The sequence below is a fragment of the Lysinibacillus sp. FSL R7-0073 genome (assembly GCF_038009065.1).
GTDB lineage: Bacteria > Bacillota > Bacilli > Bacillales_A > Planococcaceae > Lysinibacillus > Lysinibacillus fusiformis.
Genome location: NZ_JBBPAS010000001.1, coordinates 1,433,546 through 1,454,659, shown reverse-complemented (window position 1 = coordinate 1,454,659; position 21,114 = coordinate 1,433,546). Strand labels below are relative to the sequence as shown.

The following is a 21,114-nucleotide window of genomic DNA, read 5'->3' as shown; positions in this document are numbered from 1 at the left end:
AATAAAAAACACACGTTCGATTATAGTAAGTATAATCGAAAACATGTGTCGAGAATAGCGTTATTTACTTGTACCACGATCAAACATCCCCATCACCTCGGTTGTTTGCAAAATATTCACAAACGACTTAGGATCGGTTTCTTTAATTGTACTTTTCACATCAGCCAGTTGATAACGTGTAATAACCGTAATTAATACTTGACGGCCTTCGCCAGAATAGGCTCCTTTCGCATCGATAATCGTTACCCCACGATGAAGCTTTTCTAATAACTGCTGTTTGACCTCTTCGCCTTTATTCGTAATAATCATAAGGGTTAATTTAATATGACTTGTATGAATCGTGTCCACTACTTTTCCGGTTGCATAAATGGAAACAAGCGTTAATAGCGCTGCATCCCAACTAAAGACAAAGCCCGAAGCTGCCACTACGATACCATTCATAGCAGCAATTAAAGTACCAAGCGGAAAATCACGTTTACGGCTTAAAAGCATGGCAATAATATCAAAGCCCCCAGAGGAGCCTGCTGCTCGGAAAATCAATCCCATTGCAACACCTACGATGACTCCACCAAATAAGGAAGCAAGAATCGGTTCTTGTGTCGCCTTGTAAATCGGAATAATATATAAACTCACGGATAAAACAGCCACCGATAAAATCGTATAGCTAATAAAACGTTTCCCGAGCTTCATCACACCTAAAATAAGCAAAGGCAAGTTCAGTAGTAAGTTTAACACCCCAGTATTTAACGGAGTAATAATCCCAAGCATAATGGCAATACCGCTTAATCCCCCACTTAAAATTTCATGGGGAATTAACAAAAAATTATAAGCAAAGGCCACTAAAATGGAAGAAAGTGTAATAATAATCACATTACGCATGATGATATCCCCTATAAACGACCAAATTTTGATACATCTTTTCCATAGACTACCCAACTTACTTACTGGGAAAACCTATTTACTTACTTTTTCTTCTGTTCTTCCTTTAAAGGACCCTCTTGTTTGTATTCGCCCTTATCAGCAACGTTATTAATACGCTCGAGCATTGGGGGATGTGTGTAACGGAACCATTTCACCAAAATTGGTGGATTGACCTCACTTAAGCCTGAAATCGTTAACTTTTGAAATGCCGTTACAGCCGCCTCGCGATCATTCATCAAGTTAATCGCATATTGATCTGCCCTTGATTCCTGGTATCTGGATACGTAATTGGATACGGGATTGGAAGCAAATAATAATATCGAGGTAATTAGTAAAAATAATGGGTAGGAGCTAATATTACTAATTTTATTAATTTTGAATACCTGTCCATATCGTGTAACTAATCGTCGCATAATTTTAGCTGTTAGCCATAAACCAACTAAAGAGAGTAAAAGATAGCCTGCAATGCCAAAATAAATATGCTTTTCAACATAATGTCCCATTTCATGCGCCATAATAAACAAAATTTCATTATCCGTCAGTCTGTTTAATGTGGTATCCCAAAGAACAATTCTTGAATTGCTACCTATCCCTGTCACGTAAGCATTTAGGGCATTCGTCTTCTCAGCCATATTCACCTCGTAAACATGCTCTGCCGGAATATGTGCCTGGGTAGCAAGTGATAATATTTTGGTTTCTAGCTCTTTATTTTTTAACGGATAAAATTCATTGTACAAAGGGTCGATCACAACTGGCTGGATAAACATCACAAACATTGTGAACGGAATGGTTAATAACCATGCATAGAGCCACCATCTTTTCTCACTCTTTTTAATGAGCCAATAGAGCACTGTCACTATGATTAAAGTCATTCCAAAGTGCACCCAAAAATCAATGACACCATCCTTCATCCAAGATCCAAATGCTTGGGTGCTAATGCCATAGCTTTTACTAAGATAATAACGATAATAGTCCATTGGGAATAATACGACATATACTAATAATGACAATAAAAATAAATAGCCTGCATTTTGCAAAAGCTTCCACTTTGTTTGGGATGTGCTCACTTTCTCTAAATAACGTGAGACCCCCAGCAGTAATATCATGAAGTAAACAAGCCATTCCAAAGGAGTAGCTACAAAGAATAAAAAGTTCCGTATTTTTGAATATTCACCACTTAAAAAAAGTTCCTTACCAGACATAAACATTACTGGATCAGCAACAGTACCCTGTAAGGCACTTGGTATTTTGCCCCCTCCACTATGGAATATATACCAGTACATACAAAGCACGTAAACACCGAAAAATAGTAGCGCAACAATGCCCATTTTTTTAGCTATGTCAATTCCCCCTCATATCAGCCAAAGTTCGTCCTATAGTAAGTGTAAGCTAAATTATCAAAGTTAGAACAAATATGGACCTACTTTTTATCATCTCTTTTTACCAATAAAAAATTCGCAACATTTCTATCAATGAGGAAAGAATATCTTGCTCATTGTTTCAAAAATGTTGCGAATTTATTATAGTGCTTATTATTTATCCATTACAAATGTTGTTTTACCACGTTGATCCTCACTTAAATAGCCCTCGGATAATAAATGATCATACCACTGCTGTTCGATAATAGCTGCTTGAGCGCCATTATCTATCTTTGTAGAAAGCTCAACCATAATTTCTCCTTTGTACTGCCACACCTCAATATCCGCTTCTTGCCCTAAAAAGCTTCCTTTATAGGTAGTAGCATTGGCAGGACCAAATACAACAGATTGAGATAATAGATTTTTATACCATGCTTCTGAATCCCAATTTAGAATTTTCTTTGGTGAATTTTCAAGGATGAGTTTTTTAGCAGCACTCGTATCCACAGTATCATAAGACACATTTGAAGTTGTTTTCAGAGATTCTTTACGGCTAATGGTAAATGTACGCTGGTCCCCTTTTATATCTAGTTCAAATTTATAATTGGATTCTGAGCCTGTAAAGCCATGACTTGTTGTCTCAGCAATCGCGTCGTTCAACGGTGTATTTAAAAAACGCTTTTTATAGGTAATATCCATCTTATTACTACCTTTGTAAACACGTAAGCGGTGGATATAATCGTTACCGAGAAACATTTTATCAGGTGTATCATAGAAATAAATTTTCACATCATCTTTTTTAGTTGCTTGAAAAACATTTGCTATTTTTGAATCCGTAAAGATCTCTGATTTGATATTAAATTTAATTTCATGACCTGGTTCTATTGCTGCTTTCACCTGTGTTGTATTGACACTCATCATACTGATTACCGTCAAACCCATTAAGCACATATAAAATGCCCATTTCTTCAAATTAGCCATTATTTACTTCCTCCTTTTGAAAGGTTGTTTCTAAATTTGTATGTGGACTGTGAAAATAAATAGTTTGTCGTGCATGAATACTTTGCGATAGCGAAATAATATCCTGATAGTCTGGATGCGTTTTATAAAAAAATTCCTTAGCCGGTTGATTCCAAACATCTTGTTTGAATGACTGACGCGAATACCCTGTTGGGATGAATATGGCTGTAGGATACTCCTTCGCTAGTTCCTCAAGTCGAGCTTCATCCTGTTCCCTTACAAAATAGAGTGCATGGTTACTGTCAGAACATTGCTTGTGACCCACTTGTAACACCAATCTGTGCGGCCAAATATTTTCAGGTTCTTCCTCATACTGCTTAAACAGTGACTGTAATTCAGTATCTACACAGATTGCTCGCGAAGTTTGCTGAGCAAGATAGGTGACAATGTCGACTGTTTTCCCAGAAAAGGATGATGGAAAAACAAAAGGGCTGTTCGGATGTTCATTTATATAATTTAACAATTTTTGTAACACTTCATGATTATCAATACATTTTTCAACATGACCACTATCAATAAACGCTACATCATAAATCGTTCCATCATCTTCTGGCAAGGTTGCCTTTAATAAATAAGAATCGCTGACATAATCACCCGAGAAAAAAAGCATCTTATCAAAAAATCGAATTTTGTACCATACACTTCCAATCAAATGTCCGCTATATCCCCATTGAAAGGCAAGACAAGCATTAACCCTTATCCACGTTCCTCTTGAATCTGGATGAAAAGTACGGATATGTGGAATAGGTTGTAGAAGCTGCTGAGCAGTTCTGTGACTCATCAGTACTGGTCCTTTGTAGCCCATTTTTTCAAGCAATGGCAATGCGCCTACATGGTCGATGTGGGAATGAGAAATAAACACTGCCCCTAGTTTTTCAACATGTTTAGGTGTTAAATTCGGTGGGGTCTTTTGTGGGTTTTTCATCACGCCACAATCCAGTAAAATCGCCTTTCCATGATTTTCGATATAAAAGCAATTGCGCCCGTACTCTCCAACCCCACCTAAAATTTCAATATTAAGCATTGGCTTGTCCTCCCCGTCTTTGCAGCCAATCTAAAAGAAACATGAAGATCACAGTCATAAAGACAGTAATGACCGCCACGGCCATCCCAACCCCTACATTTCCTTGCTCAAATTGGCTGTAAATAAACGTTGCACCTGTTTCAACAGAAGGTGGCAAAATTAAGAGACCTGCTACTAGCTCTCGCATTGAAATAATGAAGGTCATCATCATGCCCGTAAGTATGCCCTGCATTAATAACGGGAGAATAATTCGGCGATAAATATCCCAATTGCTACGACCAAAAATAGCCGCTGATTGAAAAATGGAAGCATCTAATTGGGAAAACGAAGATTTGATATATTGCACAGAATAAGGCAAGAAAAGAACACAATACGTGACGACAACCATCGCCTTTGTGTTATAGATAGTTGCTGGAAGCCAAGGGGCATTCCAAAACATAATCAATCCCACAACAAAGACAATACCAGGAATAATGTTAGGCATTAAACTAAAGAAATCTAATACTTGCTGTTTCTTCGTTTCTCCTTTTTTAATATAGAGGGCAATCAATAAACCAACAATTGCAGTTATAATAGCCGTAATGATGGAAAAAACGATACTATTTAAAAATGCTGTTAATCCTGCACTACCACCTGTGAATACTTCCTGATAGGAGGCAAGACTAAAATTCCCTGCGTGTAAACCATCTCCTCTCACCTTTTGCAAAGAGGTCACGATAATGGAGAAATAAGGAATACCAATGGACAACAAGAGAACAATCCCCACAAAAGTCCATGAAGCGACTCTTACATACCATTTATCTGTTACCTTACGTTTTGCAGGGCTTTTCCCTGAAAGCACGCCATAAGTAAATTTACGTCCAATTAGATTTTGGAAATACCAGATCACTAGACAGACTGATAGTAGAAATAAAGACAGAGAAGTAGCCATACTAATATCGACTGGCCATCTTGATAAATACGAATGAATTTCTGTTGTAAATACTTGAAATCCAATCCGACTACCAAATGTAGCTGGCGTTCCAAATTCCGCAAGGGTTTTGATGAAAATCAGTAAACTTCCTAAGACATAGCTTGAAAGGATAAGTGGCAAAACGACTTTTATCCAATTTCTCCAAGGATTTCGTCCAAAAATCAATGCTGCATCCAAAAAGGATCCGTTAATTCGTAGCAATGTATTTCTTAACATTAAATACAAAAAGGGAAATAGGTGTAAGCTCATAATCATAACCATTCCAAATAAGGAAAAGAATGAATCCGTTAACCAAGCAGCGCCCGGAACTAATTGTTGAAGAAAACCATTATGCTGCATAAACAATATCCAACCCATAGAACCAATATAAGGGGGTGTCATAAATGGAATGGTTAATATAATATCGAGCCATTCATGTTTATATAAGCTTGTTTTCGTTCGTATAAATGCCATAGGAAAGGCAATAATCGTTGTACCTAGGATAACGAAAATCCCTAAACCTATTGAATTTCCAAGTGTCTGCCATAATCTTTCATGTGCAAACATTCGGCTAAACTGTGAAAAATCAAATTGCCCCTCTTTTGTAAAGGTATAAATCAAAATTGCGATCAAAGGAGCGATAGCAAATACGACGACAATCGTCAATAAAACTCCAAAAGCTCGTCTTCCTTCCATGATCATGACACTTCAACCCTTCTATTTAAAAACTCAAAGGAGGTGTTTGTACCTCCCTATTGCTTAACGAAATAAATCGTTAAATTTTGTTAGTACTTCAAGTTGCTTGGCTTCAGCGCCACCCCACTCAACATTTAACTGAGGAATTTCATCTAATGCCGCACGATTTTTTACAGCAATATCTTTATTTCCTGGTAATAAGTAAGCATCTGCTACAAGCTTTTGTCCTTCATCTGATAATAAAAAATCAACATATGCTTTTGCTGCTTCTACATGTTTTGCTTCCTTCAAAATACCGACAGCACGAGGACTAACTACAGTACCACTTTTCGGATAGATGATCTCCACTGGCTCTCCGTCTGCTTTTGCTTTGTAAGCCATATAATCTACGCCTGCAATCGTAGCATTTTTCTCACCCGTAATGACTGCATCTAACGCTTCTTTATTCGCACCATTTACTTGTAAGCCATTTTTCTTCCACGTATCCACTGTTGCCCATGCAGTTTTCTCTGCCTCCGTATAGCCAAATAAGAAATCGACAGCAGAACCTGATAAACTCGGATCAGGTATATTGATTTTGTTTTGCCACTCAGCTTTTGCTAAATCTGCCCAATCAGTCGGTGCCTTTGTTGTATTTTTTGTATTATAAGCAATACCTAATGCGGAGGCACTGTAGCCGTAGTAATACCCTTCTCCATCAGACCAAGCACTATTGATTTTGTCTTTATTTTCAGCATCTTTATAGCTTTGTAGCTGTTCTGTTGCCTTTAGACCATCCATAGAGGCTACGGAGGCAAGTACAACAATATCGGCTACAGGATTATTTTTCTCTGCTTCTAAACGAGAAAGAATTTTACCTGTAGTTCCTTGAAACATTTCAACTTTAATACCTGTTTTTTCTTCAAAAGCTTGCTGGATATTTGCCGCTAAGCCATCAGGGCCAGCAGAATACACCGTTAATACTTTATCCTCTTGTGTTTTTGCACTAGCTTGATCACCATTCTCTACCTGCTTATTACCACAACCAGCTAATGCTAGTGTCAGTAAAATCCCCGCAGTTGCCCATAATTTAAAACGTCGCTTTTTCAATGTTAACCCTCCATTTGATAGATTTGATTTTCATCAATAAATACTTGTAGTCGTTTTCCATGTTCTAGGGGCTGATTCTCGTAAAAGCTCCATGCTTTTCCTTCTACTTGAGCCTGTACTAAGTAACGGTCTCCAACAAACGTACTTTTCACAATCTTCGCTTGCTTAGCAATCGTGCCTGGGCGATGTATTCTAGAAACACCTTCAGGGCGCACAATGGATTGTCCATTATGAAACCAATTTACTTTACCAATAAAATCTGCTACATATGGTGTTGCTGGAGCACGATAAATCTCTTCAGGGGAGCCGATTTGTGCAATTCTTCCCGCTTCCATAATGATAATTTGATCAGACATGGTCATTGCTTCTGTTTGATCGTGAGTAACAAAAATGGCTTGGCAATCTAGGTCATGGATAAGTTGCATAATTTCATCCTGCATTTGCTCTCGAAGCACTGCATCTAAGGCAGATAATGGCTCATCAAATAAAATCAATTGAGGGCTTGTAGCTAAAGCCCTTGCCAGTGCCACGCGTTGCTGCTGACCGCCTGATAACTCCCCTGGCTTCCGTTTCTCAAACCCTTGCATTTTTACTAATTGCATCACATGCTCTACACGTGCTGGAATGTCTGACTTTGGAATAATCCCCTTTAAACCAAAGACAATATTTTGAAAAATGGTCATATGGGGCCATAGGGCAAAATCTTGAAAAACCATGGCGATATTGCGTTTATTCGGTTTGACATTTTTACGAGATTCCGAAGAATAAATGACAGTTTCATCAAATCGAATTTCCCCTTTCGTTGGCTGTTCAAGACCTGCAAGCAATTTTAATAAAGTTGTTTTACCACAGCCTGATTGCCCGAGAATCGTAATGAATTGTTGATCCAACTCCACATTAATAGGCCATAATGCTTGAGATTGCCCATATTTTTTCTCGATATTAGATAATGAGATTTTCATAAGTATCCTCCTCGTTACTAACTACTATAAATTCCGCATATTTAGAAAATATTAATCTACTATTAATAACTCGTTAAAAAAAATCTAATAAACTTAAGTTAATGCAAGATTTTTTCTAATTTACTTTAGGAGGATAAAATGAATAATTTAAAATTACAGGCATTTTGCTTACTCGTTCAATTAAAAAAATTAGCTCCTGTCGCCAAAGAACTTGGCATTACAGCACCAACTGTGTCCTTTCATATTCGTTCAATTGAGGAGGAATATGGTATTCGATTATTTCGCACAAATGCAGGCGGGTACCGCTTAACTGAAGCGGGCGAGGGTGTTTATCATTATGCCCGTCAAATTGTACAGCTCCAAAAGGATATGAATCGCTTTATTGAAAACCTATTAGCTGGGCATATTGGCTCCCTACGACTTGGAGCAAGTGGATTACCCGCACATATTTTCATGCCAGATTTAATCCATCAAGTTTCATTGGCTTATCCAGAAATTCGTATTTCTTTAGAGGTGAAAACAGCTCCTGAAATTGAAAATAAAGTAGCTCTTCAAGAGTTAGATTGTGGGCTCATTATGGAGACTAAACAGGAAAATACCGCCCTTCATTACGAGACAATTGGAGAAGATGCCCTTGTTTTAGCTTTTAGCCCAACACATGAACTCGCATCTAAAGAGAACATTACCAAAGAGGATGTTCTTAAAAATAAACTGTTATTGCATACTTCTTCTAGTTCAACGAATCACTTCATCGAAAAGTGGATGGACCCCTTTCAGCCTTCTACTTATACCATCGAATTGGATTCGGTAAGTACAATAAAAAAAATGCTGACCTTCGGAAAGAACTTGGCTTTCGTTTCCGCTGCCTTAATTGAAGAAGAATTAAAATCGGGTGTACTAATGAAAAAGGATTTACAAGATGTGTCGCTTAGGAGAAAGATTCAATTTATATATCCTAAAACGCGGTTAGATAATGCCATTGATGAGTTTGTCAAAATGTCGATTTACGGTGTAGCGCAGCGATTAAAAATGTCTTCAGTTCTGACATAATTCCACAGATCGCCGTAATAAAATGCAATGGGGATATATTTATTAGAAAGGAGGAATGTATTTGCTAATCAAATTGCTGACAAAGGATTGTATCCAAGTTGCAAATTTTGTTCAGTCCTGGCAAGAAGCCATTCGTTTAGCTGCCAACCCATTAATACGTCAAAATAAAATTGAACAACGCTATATCGAAGCAATGATTCAATCCATTGAGCAATATGGTCCTTATGTCGTTATTACACCGAAAGTCGCTATTCCACATGCACGGCCAATAGACGGTGTTCATGCCTTAGCAATAAGTTTGCTACGTTTACAGCAGCCTGTTTTTTTCAGCCCTAATCAACCTGTCTTTTTAATTATTATTTTAGCTGCGATCGACAATACTTCACATCTACAGGTATTGGCTGATCTAACATTAGTGCTACAACATCCGGATCAGATCGATAGCCTTATTGCTTGTCAGCATGAAGAAGACATAAGAGAGAAGATCCAACAATATACGACAAAGGAGTCAGCAGGATGAAAATATTAGTCGTGTGCGGTAGCGGATTAGGAAGTAGCTTTATTTTAGAATTAAATGTAAAAAAGGCATTAGAGGCTATGGGCAAAGAGGCTGAGGTAACACATACGGATTTAGCATCCGCCAAGGCGGAGATGGCTGATATTTATTTAGGTGCGTCTGATATTGTGAATGAATTAGCGAAAGACAACGCAATCATTGTGAGTATCGTCAACATGATGAATATATCGGAAATTAAGGAAAAGCTGGAACCTTGGCTTTAAGCAAAAAAAATTTGGATAGGATGAGGTGTTGGTATGTTAGATGTTATCATGCATGACATTTTAGGAACACCAGCTATATTAGTCGGCCTATTCGCTTTTATTGGTTTATTAATTCAAAAGAAATCAAGCTCCATTATTCTTTCTGGTACTTTAAAAACAATTATGGGCTTTGTGATCCTTGGGGCAGGAGCAACTGTCCTAATTGGCTCGTTAGATCATTTTAGTAAAATGTTCGATCATGCTTTTCAAGTACAGGGAGTAATTCCTAACAACGAGGCCATCGTAGCAGCTGCTCAAACTAATTTTGGAACAGCCACTGCACTCATTATGGTATTTGGGATGATTATGAACTTATTACTTGCGCGATTTACGCCATTAAAATATATCTTTTTAACTGGACATCATACATTATTCATGGCTTGTTTAATCGCTGCTTCTTTATCTGTTGGTGGAATGAGTGGGACACCTCTTATAATCGTCGGTTCTATTATACTCGGACTTTGTATGGTGGTGTTCCCTGCTATTTTGCAACCAACTGTCCGCCAAATAACAGGCAGTGATGATTTTGCTGTAGGCCACTTTGGTAGTGTTGGTTACTATGTATCTGCTAAAATCGGAAAGCTCGTTGGTAATAAAGCAAAATCAACAGAAGATATTCAGGTACCTAAGTCACTTGGCTTTTTACGAGATACATCTGTCGCTATCTCTTTAACTATGAGTGTATTCTTTGTCATTGTAGCGCTATTCGCAGGGCCTTCCTATATAGAGGCACAATTATCTGGTGGATCTAACTTCATTATTTTCGCCATTATGCAAGCGGTTACATTTGCTGCTGGGGTTTATATCATCTTAGCTGGTGTACGGATGTTAATTGCTGAAATTATTCCAGCCTTTAAAGGCATTGCTGATAAGCTTGTGCCAAATACTAAACCTGCACTCGATTGCCCAACTATTTTCCCATTTGCCCCGAATGCTGTTATCATTGGTTTCCTATTTAGTTTTTTAGCTGGACTTGTTTCAATGTTTATACTGCCTTTCATCGGACTGAAAGTGATTGTTCCAGGGCTAGTTCCCCACTTCTTTACTGGCGCTGCAGCAGGTGTCTTTGGCAATGCTACTGGAGGCAGAATTGGTGCCATGTCAGGTGCCTTTGCTAACGGTTTATTAATTAGCTTTATTCCCGCGATACTTCTAATCTTTATGGGAGACATCGGTTATGAAGGTACGACATTTGGTGATTCAGACTTTGGTGTTATCGGCATTATTATTATCAATTTATTAAAATTATTTGGAGCTGTTTAAATCTAGATAAAAGCCCTACGCAAATTGCGTTGGGCTTTTTTGTTATTGTACGTACAAGGAAAAGTGGGAAACTTTAATAAATTTATTATTTGATTAGTCATCTAGCTTTATATTATTAACTTATTATGTATATAGATTTGGATATATATTCTTACAGATTCTACAGAAATTTATTTTATTCGTCGTCTGACATCAGACTAAAAATATTAAATTTTTGCCGATATATACTTTATAACTAGGAAACAACAGGAGGTACATATTTTGAAGAAATTAATGGTGGCTTGTCTTTTGATTGCTCTATTAATAGCCGGCTGTTCATCTGCTCAGACAGAAACATCCACGGAAGGTTATAAGATAGGAGTTTTACTATCGGATGCCGGACTAGGAGATGAATCATTCAACGATTCTGCTTTTAAAGGACTTGAAAAGGCGCGAGATGAACTTGGTATTTTATTTGATTATAAAGAGGCACCAGATGGAAATTATGAGGAAAAGCTACAGGAACTTGTAGAAGAAAAATATGATATTATCATTGGTCTCGGTTTCTCTGTACAAGAGGCACTAGAAAAGACTGCGAAGCAATTCCCTGAGCAACAATTTGTATTGATTGATGGACAGTCAGATGTGAACAACATTATCTCTATTACCTTTATGGAGCAAGAAGGAAGTTTCTTAGTGGGTATGGTGGCTGCTATGACAAGCAAAACAGGAAAAATCGGCTTTATTGGTGGAGCAGATGCTCCTGTTATCCATCACTTTGAAAATGGTTTTATAGAAGGAGCTCGCTATGTAAACCCAAATATTGAAATTATGAGTGACTATGCAGGTACCTTTGATGATACTCAAGCTGGTGCGGCGATTGCTGATAAATATATCCAAAATCAAGTTGATTTTATTTACCACGCTGCCGGTTTTACAGGATTTGGAGCGATAAAAAAAGCTGAGGAAATGGGAATTTATGCAGCTGGGGTTGATATCGATCAATTTTATATCGCTGAAAAAACAGTCGTCACTTCTATGTTAAAGAATGTTGACCATGCCGTTTTTCAACTCGCAAAAACCTTGGTGGATGAAGGGAAATTAACTGAAAAATCCTTGGCTCTAGGGCTAGCCGAGCAAGGTGTAGGACTAGCTGATATCCGTGTGATTACATTAACGTCTGATCAACAAGCCACTATTGAAAAAGCCCGTGAAGCAATTGTTTCAGGCTCGATAAAAGTTTCTGCAGAAAAGAGGGATAGCCAGTGACACTTCGAAAGAAATTATTTATGAACACATTGATCCCCATCTTGCTGGCAATGGGGATGATCGGTTTTATTATTGTTCAAACATTTTCCATTCAAACAACGGCACAAGACGATACCGCACTATTACTCTCAGTGAAAGAGCTTGAACAAAGCTTAGTAGTTGCTAGCCAATCATTAAATAACTACACCTATTTAGATAGTGAGGCCAATAAAAACGAAGCGCTTGCTATATTACAAGAAACAAAAGTTAATTTAGATGCATTAGCATCTTTGACGAAAATTCCTGAACATCAGAAATTAATCAATAAAATTACCGATAAATTTGCAGCGCTCGAAAAAGCTACAAAAGCAGGCCTGCAAGAGGACAATCGTCCAGAAATCAAAAAGCAATCTCTTCGAATTAAAGGCATTTTAAATGATATGTATTTGCTGAAAAAAGAAACGAATGAATGGTATCAAGAAATGATACAAGTAACAAAGCAAAAAATTGGTTTTATTATTACAACAGCTATCATAGGCAGTGCCCTACTAATCTTAGCAACGATTGTTTATTCCTATGTAGCTGCTAAAAGAATTACCAAACCAATCAACCAAATTGTAGAATGTGCGCAGAGTGCGGCTACTGGGGATCTCACGATAGATACCTCCACCCTTTCCTATCAATCAAATAGTCGTTATGAGATTGATCGATTGACTGAAAGTTTTTCACAAATGATGACGAATTTAAAGAGCACCGTGTTGTCCATCGATCAAATAGGTAAGGATGTTAATTTATTTACACAGGATGTAACAAGCCATATGCAAAATATTAATGAAGGTAGCAATCAAGTAGCAGTATCTACTGACGAATTAGCAAAGGGTAGTTACACAATGTCAGAAGATATTCAATCGGTCGCGATTCTCATGAATAATATGTCGGATCAATTTAAATCCGTTGCACACACAACAGAGCAATCAGCTATACATGGTAAACAGGCATTGGATGCTGTTCAAAATGGGCAATATACATTGGAAAAACAATCTACCATTGCGAAGGATATTCAAGGTGCTTCACTAGCAATTAAAAATGCTGTTACTCAATTTTCTCAATTTACAACGGAAATCGAAGGAGCAGCTAATGCTGTTCATACAATTGCCAGTCAAACAAATTTGTTAGCTCTAAATGCGGCTATTGAAGCAGCCCGTGCTGGCGAAGCAGGAAAAGGATTTGCCGTCGTAGCTGATGAGGTTAAAAAGCTTTCTTCTGAAACGGAACATGCAACAAATTTAATTTCTTCGATGGTGACTCATATTCAAGATGGTATAGATCACATCCTAGCTACGGCTGAAAGAGGGCATGAGCTTTCAAATGAGCAAGCACAATCAATGCTAGAAACGGAACATTCATTTGCAGCCATTACTAATCATATTACTGATATCCATCATGATTTACAGCATCTCACTAAGGAAATGATGCAAACAAATGAAATGAGCCAGCAAGTGAATGGTACGATTGAAAATATTTCTGCGATTACAGAAGAAACGGCGGCAGGTACTGAGGAAATTTCAGCATCAACGCAGGAACAACTAGTATCCTTCCAAAAAATAAATACAAAAATCGTCGATCTTCAAAAAATGACAGACACATTAATGAATGAGCTAAAAAAGTTTACTTTATAGTTTGTCAACCAAACATAAGAAATCCAGTGACAAGTTGTTCACTGGATTTCTTCATTTTATAATGTTAAGCCACCATCAACTACTACGATAGACCCTGTCATATAGCTTGCTTTTTCTGATGCTAGGAAAACAACCATTTCTGCTAATTCATCTGGTTTAGCATAACGTCCCATTCTCATATTTGGAATTTCCTCTGGAATATAGCCACCTGTTTCAAACATAGCAGTTACACTGTTTGTTAACGCTGTTTCCACTCCGCCAGGACAAATCGCATTGATACGAATACCTTTTTTCACATACTCTAATGAAGCAGATTTTGTTAAACCAATAACTGCATGTTTGCTTGCAGAATAAACAGCCATACTATGCTCGCTACGAACACCAGCAGTTGAAGCGGTATTTATAATAGAGCCGCTTTCTTGTCCTTCCATTACTTTAATCACATGTTTTAAGCCAAGAAAAACTCCTTTTACGTTGATTGACATAATACGATCATATTCATTATCAGCAATCTCTGTTAATGGGGAAATTTTTTGAATCACTCCTGCATTATTGAAAAATACATCAATACGACCATATGTTGCAACGGCAGTATCCACATATTTCTCTACATCTTCACTTTTCGAAACATCAGCCTGAACGAAGATTCCTTCTCCGCCTTGTTCTTTCACAAGTTTAACGTTTCTTCTCCCGTTTCCTTATTGAAATCAACGATCACAACTTTTGCACCGTTGCTAGCAAGCTTTAAACTGCTTGCTCTTCCAATACCGCTTCCAGCACCCGTTACTACGGCAATTTTATTTAAAAGATCCATCTTCCATTCCTCCCTAGTATGTTGACTACATGGTCTATTTTATTGCTACTTTCCCCTTTTTTATTGTATTATTTTACACAAAATAGTACTTTCCCATTGTCTGTCCATAAAAATTGTAACTGCTTTCATTTTGAAAGCACCATGAAGAACTGAGGTGTGTAACACATGAAAATATCCACTATCGACCTTCAATACATAAGTCAACTCGTTTATGAAACACATCATCTTCCTGTCTCTTATATTCATGCATCGGGAGAAATAATTTTTGAATATGCATCAGCGGAATGTCTCAATCATCCATCCTATCATTCTATAAAGGAACAATTGAAAACTTATCCTTACCATACGTCTTCATCGGACTATCCGATTTTTTTCACTATCGCTAATTTTAATTTCTTCTTTATCAACCTCATCATAAACAAACAGCATTTAGGAGCCATAATTGTCGGTCCTTCCCTTTCACCACTAATGGAGGAAACCACTTATCAAGAGCACGAGCCGATTCCTACTCTTCATTATCAGCAATGCTTAGCTATTAGTTTATTTGTTTATTATTCCATCTATCAGCGGAAATTAAATAAAACATCGGTAATTCATTACAACCAAGAGCTAAAGCCTCTTATTCGTCATGAGGGACATACAGCGCTTGAACTTTCGAATGCCAGAAGAAATGATATCGTTCATACAAATCTTTACTATGAAAAAATATTATTAGACAATGTGAAAAATGGGCGTATGGAGAAATTAACAGAAGTCTTGAATTATTCCATTGTTGAGCAAGCGGAACTCGGAGTACTTTCAAAACGTAATAATTTAAAAAGTGTACAATATTTGATGATTACAGGGATTGCCCTAATTTGTCGTGCAGCGATTGAAGGGGGATTAAACGAAGAAACAGCCTTTACATTAAGTGATTTTTACATTCAAAAACTAGAGGATCAAAATAGTTTAATCGACATTCTTTCGTTAATGGAGGAAGCTATTTACGACTATACAAGCCGTGTTGCACAAGCCAAAACAAGGAAATATTCAGCCCCCATTACTACTTGTATTCATTTTATTGAAAATCAATTATACGGGGATATAACACTCGATCAACTTTCAGCTATTTGCCATTTAAGCCCTAATTATCTTTCTTCGTTATTTAAAAAGGAAGTTGGGATTTCCTTTACTGAATATATTCAGCAACAAAGGATTGATGAGGCGAAGAAGCTCTTAACATTTACAAACTATCCAATTTTAGATATCGGCTCTTTACTCAATTTCACAGACCAAAGCTATTTTATTAAAGTTTTTAAGAAATTTACGGGTATTACCCCTAAGCAATATAGAACTAAATATTCTCATAAATAATTCAACAGAGGAGAAAAGTAATAAGTTGGGAGGAACTAGCTTTTATTTTCTCTTTCTTTTTTGACAGTACTAAGAAAAACTTTTATAACATACCTTATATTAAAACGTAATCATTACACTTTAAGGAGGTATTTGTGGAACGTCTCTCTTTCTCTAAATATGCATTGAATTTTTGGCTCCTCTTCATTCTATTTATTAGCTTTCTATCACTACTCTTGTTCAACATCTCTGCACTGAACAATCTAAGTTCCTCTTTACTCAGTTTGAACACCATTTTTTTAAGTATTTTAATTGAGGCATTACCATTTGTCTTAATTGGGATACTCATTGCTGGCTTTATTCAAATTTTTATTACAGAGGAACATATCCAAAGGTGGATCCCCCGAAACCCTCTCATGGCCGTTGTTATGAGCTGTCTTGTAGGAGCCTTATTTCCAGCCTGTGAATGTGGAATTGTTCCGATTGTTAAGAGAGTGATTGCCAAAGGTGTACCTATTCATGCAGCTATGGGATTTATGTTAACTGGTCCGCTCATTAATCCAATCGTTATTCTTTCTACCTATATGGCATTTGGCAATGATTTAAGAATAGCTAGCCTTCGAATGCTAGTTGGCTTTGTCATTGCCATTGTAGTCGCATTACTCATCAGCTTGTTTTTTAAAGGCTCACAATTTAAAAGTTCTTTACAGCCCTTTTCATTCACAACTACTACTCAACAAACATCCTTCGTCACAAAACTAATGAATATGTCTAAACATGCCATTGATGAATTTTTTGATGTGGGCAAATACTTCATTATTGGGGCATTTTTAGCTGCCTTTGTGCAAACCTATGTATCTACCAAAACACTCATCGAAATTGGAGATGGTGTATCCTCTTCTATTTTGGTCATGATGGGCTTAGCCTTCATTTTATCTCTTTGTTCGGAGGCCGATGCCTTTATTGGTGCATCCTTTAGCGCTGTTTTCTCTACACCATCCATTCTTGCATTTCTTATTTTCGGCCCCATGATTGACTTGAAAAATACCATAATGTTAATGAGCGTATTTCGCTTAAAATTTGTCTTCTCGTTAATCGCCTTAGTGGCTATAGTTGTCTACATTAGTATATGGATTCTTTCAGCGTATCTCTAAGGGGGTAAACAATGAAATTTCACGTGCAACAAGCACTAAGAGCCTTAATGCTACTCGCTTTTTCGGCTATGATAGCCAATCTGCATTGGACCCGTGAACTAACAAAATTCATCAACCCTAAATATGAAGGCCTTAGTAAAACAGCTGCCCTTTTATTTTTTATACTATTTCTTGTGCAATTAACGAGAGTTATATCTTTGACCAATGCTTCCAATCCATGTAACCCAATCGGACAAGCTTGCTGCTCTAATCACGACCATGGTCACTCTCCCTCTATACGAAAAAAATGGCTAGCCTACCTTATTATCATGACCCCCATTATGACAGGCTTCTTCGTACCAGCAAAAATTTTAGATGCTGCCATCGCTGATAAAAAGGGTGGTGCTTTTATTATCACCCAGCAAAATCAATCATCAAAAATAGAGGATTACCTGACTTCTAATGAAATGATCGATGAAAATATTTACGATGAACATGATGCTGATCCCCGACTTCTGGAGGAAAAACAGGAGATGACGAAAAAACAATATGAACAATTAAAGCAACAGCTCTCACAACAGCCTATGCTGAAAATGACCGATGAGGACTATACCATTTACTATGAAGAGATCAATCAAAATTTGTTTAATTATTTAGGGAAGAAAATTCAAATAAAGGGCTTTGTTTTAAAAGAGGAAAGCTTTACAGAGCAGCAGCTAGTTATTTCAAGATTTCTGATTACCCATTGTGTCGCTGATGCAAGTATCGTAGGGTTTCTGACAGAATTTTCTGAGGCACCTACGCTCACAGAAGATACATGGCTCGAAGTAGTCGGCACAATTGGTCAAACAACTTATGAGGGGGCAAGCTTACCTGTCATCCATATTGATAATTGGGTAACAATTGAACAACCCGAATCACCCTATCTTTATCCTATTAATATTCGGATGAGCTTCTAGCAAAAAAGGGCAAAACTATTTGTTTGCCCTTTTACGTTTATTTATTAGATAATTGCACGTTTAAGCCTAAATGGGAACTTAATGTGCTACCTTCATATTCAGCCCGGAATAACCCACGATCTACTAACATAGGGATAACATCGCTAAAGAATAAATCCAAAGATTTCGCAGGACCACCTGGAACAGCAATAAAGCCATCCAATGCCCCCTTCTCATAAAAAGTAACAATTTGATCGACAATATGCTGTGGTGTGCCGATTGCTACAAGATGTGCTGAACCAATTACTTCTGGACGAGCAAGCAGTACCTCAACAGATGGTTCATTTTCCATGATGTAACGACGAACAAGATCAGCATGTGTTCGGCTGCGTACTTTTTGATTCTCGGGTGGTAACAAATCCACTGTTACAGGATCATGTAGTGCCATATGTCGAACATTCAAACCAATGACTGACTCTAAAGCATCGTAACGACGCTCCAGGGTTAAATGTGCGTGTGCACGATGGTACATGTCTAATGCTTCTTCATATGTATCTCCAATAAAGAAATAGAGTCCTGGTAATAAACGTATATCATCTGCTTTACGTCCCACGTTAACAGCTCGTTTCCGTAAATCATTGCGCATCTCAATACCAACCTCCATAGCTGGTGTCGCCGCAAAAATGGCATTGGATACGGTTGCTGCAAATTGTCGCCCCACGTCTGATGCTCCTGCTTGAAATAATGGAATTTCTCCCGCCGGATGCATCGGTATATTTAACGGCCCCTTTATATGGAAAAACTCTCCCTCATGATTGATTGGCTTCATAAGTTCTTTTATTTTCTCTATATTGCCATCTGTTTCTAACATTTCATACGGATTGCTATGCCATAGCTGCTTCACAACCTTAGTACATTCAGCTGCTTTTGCATAACGCTCCTCTGAGGAAGGCATAGGCTCGTTACTAAAATTATAGGCACCATCAATGGAGGTCACGATATTCCATCCTACACGTCCCCCACTAATCCAATTCAAGGATTGTAATTGTCGGGCAATCAAATAGGGTGGTATAAAGGATGTAGAAATGGTAGTTACTAAACCTATTTGCTTCGTTTCTCTTGCCACTGCTGTCAATAAAAAGCTTGGGTCTAACCCAACTGTACCTTTTGTTTTAGCCATTAATTCTGGATGAGCCATTAAGTAATCTGCTTTAAATAAAAAATCTAATTTAGCCGCCTCAGCACGCTTCGCGAATGCAATATGCTCATCAATCAACACATCTTTCTCACCATGTTTGTTTTGCACAGCTAGATGCATGCCAATAATGAGATGTCTTTTCATGAATACTCTACTCCTTTTTAAATGAAAATGATTATCATTTTCATCATACTCATTCATTTTAAAGATTGCAATGCCATTTGCAATAAAAAAAGGTGCCACAGTTGAATGGGCACCTAAACGTTATTACTTTAAACACTTCCTATAAAGGAATAGATAGATATTATCATGATAAAAGATATAATCGAAGGCAGTGGTATCCTTAAAAAGCTTGACCTCTTTATTAACGGCTAGCCTATGGATCATGAGCTTTGATAGTATGGATGGTTTCTCCTGCAAATACTAGTTATAAATAAGCATTTACGATGTGGAGAAATTAAATAGGCTTTGCAAAAATTTGTTTTTCAATAGGGTCCCAAAGAACAATTCCTACATCTTGTTGCTGATCGATGATCCGTATTGTAATGGGAATATAATCAATTACTATCCTATTTAAATTGGTACTTATCAGCTGTAATAGACCAATCAACTCTGGTTCATTTATAAGTGGAGCGTTTACCTCTATTTGAATGTCTGTTAATTTGCCTTCTTCATATCGTAGCTTGCCAAATATTTTTAGGTTTAAATGTTTAAATCCTTCCTGAATGTCCTCTTTGAAAAGCAATAATTTAGTATACATATTTTGGTCTAAACTATATAAAGCTTCCGAGGGGAATATATAAAATTTCTTATCTATTTCAGCCCATTTTGTAATGGTAGCTTCCCCCTGAGGAATAAACGTTTCTGCTAAAAATACCCCTGGAATAATATCATTTATATTCGATTCCTGAAATAACGTAAGGTAAATAGGAACATTTGGTATTTTTACATTTTCCCTAATATCTTTAACTATCTTTTCAGCTACTTTTTTACCAAAGTTTTTGACATCATTGATTTCATCGTCGTTTTGGTCTACTTTCACTTGCCCAGTGTAAATTAAACCTTTATCATCAGTTACTCGTATGTCATAATATTCATTTAACGAAATTGCGATCGACATGCCTTCTATTTTACTAGTTTCTTTAGTAATAAAATTTTGTTCCAATACATGGGAAAGGATTAAGGGATACTTTTTTTCATCCTCTAAAACGTTATCGGTTTTGTTTTCGATAGCAGGGTTTAAACCCATATCATCATTTGTTTTTCTACTTAGCCATTGACTAATCATTTTATCACTTACATATTGACCTTCCTGCATATAAAACTTCTCAGTCGAAAATTGATTGACTGATAAATCCATTAAGCCTCTTTCTATTTCATTCATATTTAATCCATTATTCATATTCTGGATTATGGCGCCTCTAGCAATATTAAATTTAACAGGTTGTTGAGTTTCATATGTTTCCTTTTTTTGAATAGACGATATATACTTTTTCTCATTGTTCGTGTCCCTCTCCATCTCACTATTACAAGCATTTAAAAGTAATAGGGGCGCCACCAAAAATAACATTCGTTTTCTTATTTTCATCACGATTACTCCTCGATCATTATGCAGCATTTAAAATTCCTTAATTAACCA

General features: G+C 37.1%; 18 protein-coding genes and 1 pseudogene. 9 read left to right on the top strand and 10 right to left on the bottom strand.

The window, feature by feature from the left end; translation table 11 throughout:
- Positions 1-60: 60 nt before the first annotated feature.
- The 7 genes from MKY88_RS06910 to MKY88_RS06880 all read right to left on the bottom strand — a co-directional run bounded on the left by MKY88_RS06910 (position 61) and on the right by MKY88_RS06880 (position 8,022).
- Positions 61-879 (bottom strand): YitT family protein, encoded by an 819-nt coding sequence (locus MKY88_RS06910; RefSeq protein WP_008174345.1) that lies wholly within the window; start codon positions 877-879, stop codon positions 61-63.
- 83 nt (positions 880-962) lie between these two features.
- On the bottom strand, positions 963-2,261 hold the full coding sequence (locus MKY88_RS06905; RefSeq protein ID WP_340814804.1) for a M48 family metallopeptidase: 1,299 nt from the start codon (positions 2,259-2,261) through the stop codon (positions 963-965).
- Between the two features lie 192 nt (positions 2,262-2,453).
- Positions 2,454-3,260 (bottom strand): hypothetical protein, encoded by an 807-nt coding sequence (locus tag MKY88_RS06900; RefSeq protein WP_340813238.1) that lies wholly within the window; start codon positions 3,258-3,260, stop codon positions 2,454-2,456.
- Positions 3,253-4,323: an MBL fold metallo-hydrolase gene (locus MKY88_RS06895; protein ID WP_340813237.1), complete on the bottom strand. Its 1,071-nt coding sequence runs from the start codon at positions 4,321-4,323 to the stop codon at positions 3,253-3,255. The genes MKY88_RS06900 and MKY88_RS06895 overlap by 8 nt, the downstream gene beginning before the upstream one ends.
- Complete coding sequence (locus MKY88_RS06890) at positions 4,316-5,977, bottom strand: ABC transporter permease (protein WP_328202515.1); 1,662 nt, start codon at positions 5,975-5,977, stop codon at positions 4,316-4,318. The genes MKY88_RS06895 and MKY88_RS06890 overlap by 8 nt, the downstream gene beginning before the upstream one ends.
- A 57-nt stretch (positions 5,978-6,034) precedes the next feature.
- A complete protein-coding gene (locus MKY88_RS06885) occupies positions 6,035-7,060 on the bottom strand; it encodes an ABC transporter substrate-binding protein (RefSeq protein ID WP_328202518.1) in 1,026 nt (341 codons plus the stop codon).
- 2 nt (positions 7,061-7,062) lie between these two features.
- Positions 7,063-8,022: an ABC transporter ATP-binding protein gene (locus MKY88_RS06880; RefSeq protein WP_328202521.1), complete on the bottom strand. Its 960-nt coding sequence runs from the start codon at positions 8,020-8,022 to the stop codon at positions 7,063-7,065.
- A 138-nt stretch (positions 8,023-8,160) separates the two neighbouring features.
- Between MKY88_RS06880 and MKY88_RS06875 the strand changes: the two genes are divergently transcribed.
- From MKY88_RS06875 to MKY88_RS06850, 6 genes are all read left to right on the top strand, one after another.
- Positions 8,161-9,072 carry a LysR family transcriptional regulator gene (locus MKY88_RS06875; RefSeq protein ID WP_328202524.1) on the top strand — a complete coding sequence of 304 codons (912 nt, stop codon included), beginning with the start codon at positions 8,161-8,163 and terminating at the stop codon, positions 9,070-9,072.
- Between the two features lie 55 nt (positions 9,073-9,127).
- Entirely contained in the window at positions 9,128-9,592 is a 465-nt protein-coding gene (locus MKY88_RS06870) for a PTS sugar transporter subunit IIA (RefSeq protein ID WP_328202527.1), read from the top strand.
- Positions 9,589-9,852 (top strand): PTS sugar transporter subunit IIB, encoded by a 264-nt coding sequence (locus tag MKY88_RS06865; protein WP_069480620.1) that lies wholly within the window; start codon positions 9,589-9,591, stop codon positions 9,850-9,852. Before MKY88_RS06870 ends, MKY88_RS06865 begins: the two co-directional genes overlap by 4 nt.
- 33 nt (positions 9,853-9,885) lie before the next feature.
- Complete coding sequence (locus MKY88_RS06860; RefSeq protein ID WP_328202531.1) at positions 9,886-11,154, top strand: PTS ascorbate transporter subunit IIC; 1,269 nt, start codon at positions 9,886-9,888, stop codon at positions 11,152-11,154.
- Positions 11,155-11,415: 261 nt separating this feature from the next.
- Positions 11,416-12,402 (top strand): BMP family lipoprotein, encoded by a 987-nt coding sequence (locus MKY88_RS06855; RefSeq protein ID WP_340813236.1) that lies wholly within the window; start codon positions 11,416-11,418, stop codon positions 12,400-12,402.
- Positions 12,399-14,060, top strand: coding sequence for a methyl-accepting chemotaxis protein (locus tag MKY88_RS06850; RefSeq protein ID WP_340813235.1), 1,662 nt, complete (start codon positions 12,399-12,401; stop codon positions 14,058-14,060). Before MKY88_RS06855 ends, MKY88_RS06850 begins: the two co-directional genes overlap by 4 nt.
- Positions 14,061-14,116: 56 nt before the next feature.
- Here the strand turns inward: MKY88_RS06850 and MKY88_RS06845 are convergent.
- Positions 14,117-14,874 (bottom strand): annotated as a pseudogene (locus tag MKY88_RS06845) (SDR family NAD(P)-dependent oxidoreductase).
- Positions 14,875-15,039: 165 nt separating this feature from the next.
- On the opposite strand from MKY88_RS06845, the gene MKY88_RS06840 reads away from it, so the two are divergent.
- From MKY88_RS06840 to MKY88_RS06830, 3 genes are all read left to right on the top strand, one after another.
- Positions 15,040-16,227 (top strand): helix-turn-helix domain-containing protein, encoded by a 1,188-nt coding sequence (locus MKY88_RS06840; RefSeq protein ID WP_340813234.1) that lies wholly within the window; start codon positions 15,040-15,042, stop codon positions 16,225-16,227.
- Positions 16,228-16,361: 134 nt separating this feature from the next.
- Positions 16,362-17,360, top strand: coding sequence for a permease (locus MKY88_RS06835; RefSeq protein ID WP_340813233.1), 999 nt, complete (start codon positions 16,362-16,364; stop codon positions 17,358-17,360).
- Positions 17,361-17,371: 11 nt separating this feature from the next.
- Positions 17,372-18,298, top strand: coding sequence for a TIGR03943 family putative permease subunit (locus MKY88_RS06830; protein ID WP_328202547.1), 927 nt, complete (start codon positions 17,372-17,374; stop codon positions 18,296-18,298).
- 37 nt (positions 18,299-18,335) lie between these two features.
- On the opposite strand, the gene MKY88_RS06825 is transcribed toward MKY88_RS06830, so the two are convergent.
- Together MKY88_RS06825 and MKY88_RS06820 are read right to left on the bottom strand one after the other, a co-directional pair.
- Positions 18,336-19,619: an NtaA/DmoA family FMN-dependent monooxygenase gene (locus MKY88_RS06825; RefSeq protein ID WP_445669165.1), complete on the bottom strand. Its 1,284-nt coding sequence runs from the start codon at positions 19,617-19,619 to the stop codon at positions 18,336-18,338.
- Between the two features lie 313 nt (positions 19,620-19,932).
- On the bottom strand, positions 19,933-21,063 hold the full coding sequence (locus MKY88_RS06820; RefSeq protein ID WP_328202550.1) for a CamS family sex pheromone protein: 1,131 nt from the start codon (positions 21,061-21,063) through the stop codon (positions 19,933-19,935).
- Positions 21,064-21,114: the final 51 nt, after the last annotated feature.

Coding starts and splice junctions, on each gene's coding strand:
- MKY88_RS06910 (WP_008174345.1), bottom strand. CDS start 879: ATGCGTAATGTGATTATTATTACACTTTCTTCCATTTTAGTGGCCTTT.
- MKY88_RS06900 (WP_340813238.1), bottom strand. CDS start 3,260: ATGGCTAATTTGAAGAAATGGGCATTTTATATGTGCTTAATGGGTTTG.
- MKY88_RS06895 (WP_340813237.1), bottom strand. CDS start 4,323: ATGCTTAATATTGAAATTTTAGGTGGGGTTGGAGAGTACGGGCGCAAT.
- MKY88_RS06890 (WP_328202515.1), bottom strand. CDS start 5,977: ATGATCATGGAAGGAAGACGAGCTTTTGGAGTTTTATTGACGATTGTC.
- MKY88_RS06880 (WP_328202521.1), bottom strand. CDS start 8,022: ATGAAAATCTCATTATCTAATATCGAGAAAAAATATGGGCAATCTCAA.
- MKY88_RS06875 (WP_328202524.1), top strand. CDS start 8,161: ATGAATAATTTAAAATTACAGGCATTTTGCTTACTCGTTCAATTAAAA.
- MKY88_RS06870 (WP_328202527.1), top strand. CDS start 9,128: ATGTATTTGCTAATCAAATTGCTGACAAAGGATTGTATCCAAGTTGCA.
- MKY88_RS06865 (WP_069480620.1), top strand. CDS start 9,589: ATGAAAATATTAGTCGTGTGCGGTAGCGGATTAGGAAGTAGCTTTATT.
- MKY88_RS06860 (WP_328202531.1), top strand. CDS start 9,886: ATGTTAGATGTTATCATGCATGACATTTTAGGAACACCAGCTATATTA.
- MKY88_RS06840 (WP_340813234.1), top strand. CDS start 15,040: ATGAAAATATCCACTATCGACCTTCAATACATAAGTCAACTCGTTTAT.
- MKY88_RS06830 (WP_328202547.1), top strand. CDS start 17,372: ATGAAATTTCACGTGCAACAAGCACTAAGAGCCTTAATGCTACTCGCT.
- MKY88_RS06825 (WP_445669165.1), bottom strand. CDS start 19,619: ATGAAAAGACATCTCATTATTGGCATGCATCTAGCTGTGCAAAACAAA.
- MKY88_RS06820 (WP_328202550.1), bottom strand. CDS start 21,063: ATGAAAATAAGAAAACGAATGTTATTTTTGGTGGCGCCCCTATTACTT.